The sequence below is a fragment of the Corallococcus sp. AB049A genome, from assembly GCF_003668885.1.
In the GTDB taxonomy this organism is placed as follows: domain Bacteria; phylum Myxococcota; class Myxococcia; order Myxococcales; family Myxococcaceae; genus Corallococcus; species Corallococcus interemptor.
Genome location: NZ_RAWL01000472.1, coordinates 1 through 6,290, shown reverse-complemented (window position 1 = coordinate 6,290; position 6,290 = coordinate 1). Strand labels below are relative to the sequence as shown.

At 72.7% G+C, this 6,290-nt stretch carries 6 protein-coding genes; 3 read left to right on the top strand and 3 right to left on the bottom strand.

Annotation, left to right across the window (positions count from 1 at the left end):
• Positions 1 to 500: hypothetical protein (locus D7X55_RS33830; RefSeq protein WP_233610233.1), on the top strand; the 500-nt coding region annotated here is incomplete at its 5' end.
• Here the strand turns inward: D7X55_RS33830 and D7X55_RS33825 are convergent.
• Positions 440 to 1,879 carry an NAD(P)/FAD-dependent oxidoreductase gene (locus D7X55_RS33825; protein WP_158626466.1) on the bottom strand — a complete coding sequence of 480 codons (1,440 nt, stop codon included), beginning with the start codon at positions 1,877 to 1,879 and terminating at the stop codon, positions 440 to 442. The genes D7X55_RS33830 and D7X55_RS33825 overlap by 61 nt on opposite strands.
• Before the next feature lie 59 nt (positions 1,880 to 1,938).
• On the opposite strand from D7X55_RS33825, the gene D7X55_RS33820 reads away from it, so the two are divergent.
• Both D7X55_RS33820 and D7X55_RS33815 read left to right on the top strand, forming a co-directional pair.
• Positions 1,939 to 2,985, top strand: coding sequence for a phytoene/squalene synthase family protein (locus D7X55_RS33820; protein WP_121725209.1), 1,047 nt, complete (start codon positions 1,939 to 1,941; stop codon positions 2,983 to 2,985).
• Positions 2,982 to 4,952, top strand: coding sequence for a 2,3-oxidosqualene cyclase (locus tag D7X55_RS33815; RefSeq protein ID WP_233610232.1), 1,971 nt, complete (start codon positions 2,982 to 2,984; stop codon positions 4,950 to 4,952). The genes D7X55_RS33820 and D7X55_RS33815 overlap by 4 nt, the downstream gene beginning before the upstream one ends.
• On the opposite strand, the gene D7X55_RS33810 is transcribed toward D7X55_RS33815, so the two are convergent.
• Both D7X55_RS33810 and D7X55_RS33805 read right to left on the bottom strand, forming a co-directional pair.
• Positions 4,900 to 5,406, bottom strand: coding sequence for a DUF1993 family protein (locus tag D7X55_RS33810; RefSeq protein ID WP_121725207.1), 507 nt, complete (start codon positions 5,404 to 5,406; stop codon positions 4,900 to 4,902). The two genes, D7X55_RS33815 and D7X55_RS33810, sit on opposite strands and share 53 nt — an antisense overlap.
• 190 nt (positions 5,407 to 5,596) lie before the next feature.
• On the bottom strand, positions 5,597 to 6,290 hold a 694-nt coding region (locus D7X55_RS33805; protein WP_147470311.1), incomplete at its 5' end, for an RtcB family protein.

Sequence of the window (6,290 nt, the reverse complement as noted above, 5' to 3'; positions counted from 1 at the left end):
GGCTCGTGGATGACATGTACCTGGGGCGTCGGCTGCTCGAGGCCGGGTGGAAGAACCGCGTCATCCACGCCCCCCTGCGCGTCGTCACGGGGCAGCTGGGGCTTGCCGGCTTCCTGCGCATCTTCCGGCGGTGGCTCCTCTTCTCGGAGTCAGGCCTCCCCGGGACCTTCGCGAGGCCCCTCTGGGTGCGCGGCGCGGTGAGCTGGCTGTCGTGGGGCGCGCTGGCGACGGCGGTGGCGCGAAGGGCCTGGGGCCCGGCGCTCCTGTCGGCGGTGCCCATCGGCTTCTCCGTGTGGAGCCAGCTGCGGCTGCAGCGGGCCTGTCACGGCCCGGAGGTCGCCCCCCGGCACTACTGGGTGCCGGCGCTCCTCCCGCTCCTGACGGCCGGCGTGGCGGTGTCCGCGCGGCTGTCTCGCGAGGTGGACTGGCGCGGCCGGGACTACCGTTTGGATGCGAAGGCGCGCCTGGGTGAGGCCCAGCCCGCACGGGCCAGCGTGTAGACGGGACGGCGGACGCGACGATGCAGCCAGCTCCCCACCTGTTCCACCGCGCTCGCCATGGTGCCGCGCAACGGCGGCCCGGCGGAGCGCAGCAGCGGCGCGGCGGAGCGCAGGCTGCCTCCCGGTCCGTTCGGCGACAGCATCGCCGCGAAGGCATGCAGGACGACGCGCAGGTACTCGCGGGCCATCACCCGCATGCGGGGCTCCTCGGAGGACAGGAGGGCCATGGAGGCGCGCGCGCCACCGGGGCTGTGCTCCCAGTAGTGCAACAGGCCCATGCGCAGCGCGTGCATGCCCTCGTCCTGCCCGGCGAAGGCGCTGTAGAGCGCGGAGGCCAGGGCGACGCGGGTGCGCTGCGCGGGCCGCCTCGCGTGCGCGTAGTGCTCCAGCGCGCGGGCGACGTGGCCCGGGTGGCGGTCCAGCGACTCCTGGAGGGCGCGGGCGTCATGGAAGGCGGACGCCATGCCACTGGCCGTGAGCGGGTGGCAGCACGCGGCGGCGTCGCCCACGAGCACGGCGCTCCCCATCCACACGGTCTCCGCCAGCCAGTCGTCATTGGACGCCATGCGCACCGCGGGCCGCTCTTCCAGCGCCCGCCAGACGGCCTCCCTCAGACGCGAGGGCAGGGCGAGCAGCAACTCCGGTCGTTCCTTCAGCGTCCGGGCCGTGCTGCCCAGGGGCAGGTCCACCATCACGCGCGCCACGCCGGGCTGGATGGTGTACGCCAGCGCGTGCACGGCGCCGCCCACGAACTGGTGGCCATGTCCCGGGTGGGTGAGGCAGTCGCTGTCCACCGTCACGCCCAGCATGGTGGAGAGGCGCTGGTGGTGCTCGGCGATGCCCAGCATCCGCCGCACGGGCGACGCGCGCCCGTCCGCGGCCACCAGCAGCCGGACGTGCACGGTGTGCTCGGCGCCCGCGTGCGAATAGCGCAGGCGCACGCCGCGCTCGCAGTTGTGCTCCACGGCCGTCACGCGGGCCCGCGTGAGCAGGGTGACGTTGCGCCGCCGCGACACCGCTTCCAAGAGGGGCAGGGTGAGGGCGGCGTGCTCCAGAGACAGCCCCGTGCAACCGCGACCGTAGGGCAGGACGAGCGTGCGGGCGGGGGCATGGAAGCGCACCGCGAAGCCCTTCACGGGGTGCGCCGCCCAGCCATCCACCACGTCCCCGAAGCCCATCGCGCGCAGGTCCCGCACGCCGGTCGGGTGGAGCAGCTCGCCCGCGAGCTGCTTGTGCCGGTCCACGCCCGCGTCCAGCAGCAGGACGGACCACCCCAAATCGGAGAGCGCCGCCGCCACCGCGCAGCCCGCGGGTCCGCCCCCGGCTATCACCACTTCGGTGTCCCCCACGTGGCCCCCGCTGGCGTTCGCAGACTCCATGTCTGGCATTGAACGACTTATCCATTCATGCGCGGCGCCGCACGCGCGAGGAGGCAGGCATGAAGGTGCAGGGTGAAGCATTCTGTCGCACGCAATTGCCCCGGGTCTCCCGGACCTTCGCGCTCAACATCCCGCTGTTGCCCGAGCCCCTGGACCTGGCGGTGACGGTGGCCTACCTGCTGTGCCGCATCGCGGACACGCTGGAGGACGAGTCCCCCGGGGCGGTCCACGGCGCATGGCTCGACGAATTGGGAACCCTCGTCTCGCTGGAGCCGGGCTGGGAGGCCCGTGCCCGCTCCTTCGCGCGAGAGGCGCGGCTTGCCCTGCGGGACGAGGCGCCGGAGGCGGAGGCCGAGCTGCTTTCCCAGACACCGGCCGTGCTCGAAACCCTGGCCTCGCTTCCCTCCTGGGTCCACCCGCCCATCGCGCGGTGCGTGCGCACGATGACCGGCGGGATGAAACAGATACAGCGCATGCACGGAGGGGGCGGGCAGGTCATGGGGCTGCCCGACCTCCAGGCCCTGTTCCTGTATTGCTATTACGTGGCGGGCGTCGTGGGAGAGATGCTGACCGGACTCTTCGTCGCCAGCTCCCCCCGGGTCGCCTGGCGCGAGCCGTGGCTCATGCCTCGGGCGCCTGCCTTTGGCCGCGCCCTGCAGCTCACCAACATCCTGAAGGACGTGCGCGAGGACCTGGACCGGGGAAGCTGCTGGCTGCCCAGGGACCGCATGGCCGCGCACGGCCTCACGCCCGCCACGCTGGCCCTGCCGTCACTCCGGGGCCGCGCCATGGCGCTGATGGATGAGCTGGTGTCCGTGGCGAGAAGGGAGCTGGACGTCGCGCTCGAATACTCGCTGGCCCTGCCCGTGGAGGAGCCCGGCCTGCGGCTGTTCTGCCTCTATCCGCTGTTCTTCGCGGCGGCGACGCTCGACGCGGTGGAGGGCAACCCCGCGGTGTTCGAGCCCGAGCCGGTGAAGATTCCCCGGGAGACGGTGGCCACGCTGATGCGGCTCACGCAGGAGCGGGTGGGGTCCAACGAGGCGCTGCGGGCGCTCTACGCCGGAGGCTCACGCGAGGCCCGGGACGGCGCGGAGGCCTGGAGGTGACGCGGCGGGCTCGCGACGTGCTGGCCCGGACGCAGTCACCGGACGGCTCGTGGAAGGGGGACTACAGCGGCCCGCTGTTCCTGGGGCCGGTGTACGTGGCCGGGCTGTATGTGATGGGCCGCGCGCCGGAGGCGTCCGTGCGCGACGGGATGGTGGCCCACATGCGCGCGCACCAGAACCCGGACGGAGGCTGGGGGCTGGACGTGGAGTCACCCAGCCTCGTGTTCACGACGGTGCTCACCTACGTCGCGCAGCGGCTGTTGGGCGTCGGCGCGGAGGATCCGGGCCTCGTCCGCGCGCGGGCGTGGTTCCTTCCCCGGGGCGGCCCGCTGGGGAGCGCGTCCTGGGGGAAGTTCATCCTCGCCCTGCTGGGTCTCTACGAATACGAAGGCCTGGCGCCCGTGCCTCCCGAACTCTGGCTGTTGCCGCGCGCGCTGCCCTTCCATCCCTCCCGCCTCTGGTGTCACTGCCGCATGGTGTACCTGCCCATGGGCTGGCTCTACGGCCACCGCGTCCGCGCTCCGGAGACCCCACTGCTGGCAGAGCTGCGGCGCGAGCTGTACGCCCGGCCCTACGCGGACGTGGACTGGAAGGCGGCGCGCGAGCGGGTGTCCGGGTCCGATGCCTACACCCCCCATGGCCTGGCATTGCGCGCCGTGCACCGCGTGCTGGGCCTGTACGAGCGCCTCCATTCGAAGCGGCTGCGCTCACGCGCGCTGGAGGAGTCCCTGGCGCTGATTCGCGGCGAGGACGAGGCGACGCACTTCGTCTGCATCGGGCCCATCAACAAGGTGCTCGACATGGTGGTGTGGCACGTGGCGCGGCCGGACGGCCCGGAGGTGCGCGCCCACCTGGAGCGCCTGCCGGACTACCTCCAGCGGACGCGCGAGGGCATCTCGGTCAATGGCTACAACTCCTCCCAGCTCTGGGACACCGCCTTCGCGGTGCAGGCGCTGGTGGCCTCCGGGGAGTCCATCTGGGCGCGGGACACGCTGGCGCGCGCGGGCCGCTTCCTGGAGGCGCAGCAGGTGCTGGAGGATTCGCCCGGCGCCACGAGACACCACCGGCATCCCAGCCGGGGAGGGTGGCCCTTCAGCACGCGCGCGCACGGCTGGCCCATCAGTGATTGCACGGCGGAGGCGCTGAAGGCGTGTCTGTTGTTGGAGCCGCTGGGGCTCAACCGCGTGCCGCGCGAGCGTCTGGAGCAGGCCGTGGCGTTCATCCTGTCCCTGCAGAACCGGGACGGCGGCTGGGCGACCTACGAGCGGCAGCGGGGGCCGCGCTGGCTGGAGCGGTTCAATCCCTCGGACGTCTTCGCCGGCATCATGGTGGACCCCAGCTACGTGGAGTGCACGTCAGCCTGCGTGCAGGCGCTGGCGGCGTGGCGCGGCGCGCGTCCGGAGGCGACGGAGGCTCCGGTGGAACGGGCCATCGCGAGGGGCGCGGACTTCCTGCGCCGTCAGCAGCGCCCGGATGGGAGCTGGGAGGGGTCCTGGGGCGTGTGCTTCAGCTATGGCACGTGGTTCGCCGTCACGGGCCTGGTGGCCGCGGGCGCGGGCCCGGCGGACCCCGCGCTGCGCAAGGCCGTGACGTTCCTGAAGGCCCACCAGCGCGAGGACGGCTCCTGGAGCGAGTCCATCCAGGCCTGCCGCGAGCGCCGCTGGGTGGAGGGGCGCACGGGCCACGCGGTGACGACGTCGTGGGCCGTGATGTCCCTGGTGGCCGCGGGGGACGCGCACGCCGAGGCCACGCGGCGGGGCGTGGCCTGGCTGCGTTCAAGAGAGGCGGAGGGCCAGTGGCCCCCGGAGCCCCTGGCCGGCGTGTTCAGCCGCACCTGCGCCATCCACTACGACGCCTACCTGCGCATCTTCCCGCTCTGGGCGCTGTCGCTGGGGGAGCGGCGGGCGGAAGGCTTCAGGGCGCGCGAAGGCTCTGCGACCCCAGGTAGTCCGCCTTGCCCAGGTTGACGCCGTTGTGGCGCAGGAGCGCGTACGCGGTGGTGAGGTGGAAGAAGAAGTTGGGGACGGCGTTCTCCAGGAAGTAGTCCGCGCCGCTCATCACCTTGCCCTCCCAGCGGGGATGGGAGATGACGCGCCCGGCGGCGGACTCGAAGTCCTTCGCGGTGAAGGTGTCCAGGTACTCGATGGTGGACCGGACGCGGGCGCTCAGCTCCTCCAGCGTCTGCTCCGTGTCCGGGTGGGACGGCGCGGGCTTGCCTGACAAGCGCGAGGCGGCGAGCTTCGCGGCGTCACAGCCAATCTGCACCTGCCGCACGAACGGCAGCTGGTCCGGCGCCAGCCGGAAGTTCAGGTAGAGGTTCGGGTCGAAGGGCTTCGCCTTGGCGTGGGCCGCGGCCGTGTCCAACCACTTGCTCAACTGCCCCAGCTGCTTCTTCATCTGCGAAAAGAGTTCGAAGTACATGGGCGCGCAAGCTAACGGGACCGCCCCTGGCGCGCGAGCGAATCCACGGGGCGTCCGGCCCCCTCGAACCGGACGCCCCGCGTCACGCGCGGCGTCAGTAGCTGATGACCAGATGGCCCGCCAACATGCCTCTGCCGCCAGCGGCTCCGGGCCCGTGGCGAGCTGGCCCGCGACAGGGGCGAGCCGTCCCTCAGGCCTTGAAGGTCATCAGCGGCTTGAGCCGGGCCACCTCCCGGACGATGTCGGCGTCCACCTGGGAGGCCACCACCGGGCCAATGGGCTTGTAGGCGGCCGGCGCCTCCTCGATGCGCCGCTCGGCCCTCAGCGCGATGCAGTCCACCCCGGTGAGGCCCAGGTCCTCCTCCCGGTGCTTCGCGCCCCCGCGCGACATGGAGAAGCGCGAGTGCGCCCGGCCCGCCCCATGCGACGCCGACGCCAGGGCCTTCGCGTTGCCCAGGCCCCGCATCAGGTAGGACGTCGCGCCCATGGAGCCGGGGATGATGACCGGCTGGTCCTCCTCCGCCGGGCAGGCCCCCTTGCGCGCCAGCCAGCCGCCTTCCCAGGGCAGGGTGATGTTGTGGGGCACGTCGTAGACGAGCGGAGCCTCCACGTCCCCGAACAGCTCCCGCAGCGTCTGCCGCACCAGCTCCGCGAGCAGCAGCCGGTTGAGGAAGGCGTAGTTGGCCGCCGTGGCCTCCGCCTTCAGGTACTCGCGCACCTTCACCGGATCCGCGAGCGGGAAGATGCCGCTCGCCGGGTGCGGCGCCCCCACGGGCCACGCCGCGCGCGCCCGCTCCTGCCAGGCGCGCCCCACGTGCTTGCCCATGTCCCGCGAGCCCGAGTGCACCATGAACGCCAGCTGCCCCTCCCTCACGCCCCAGGCC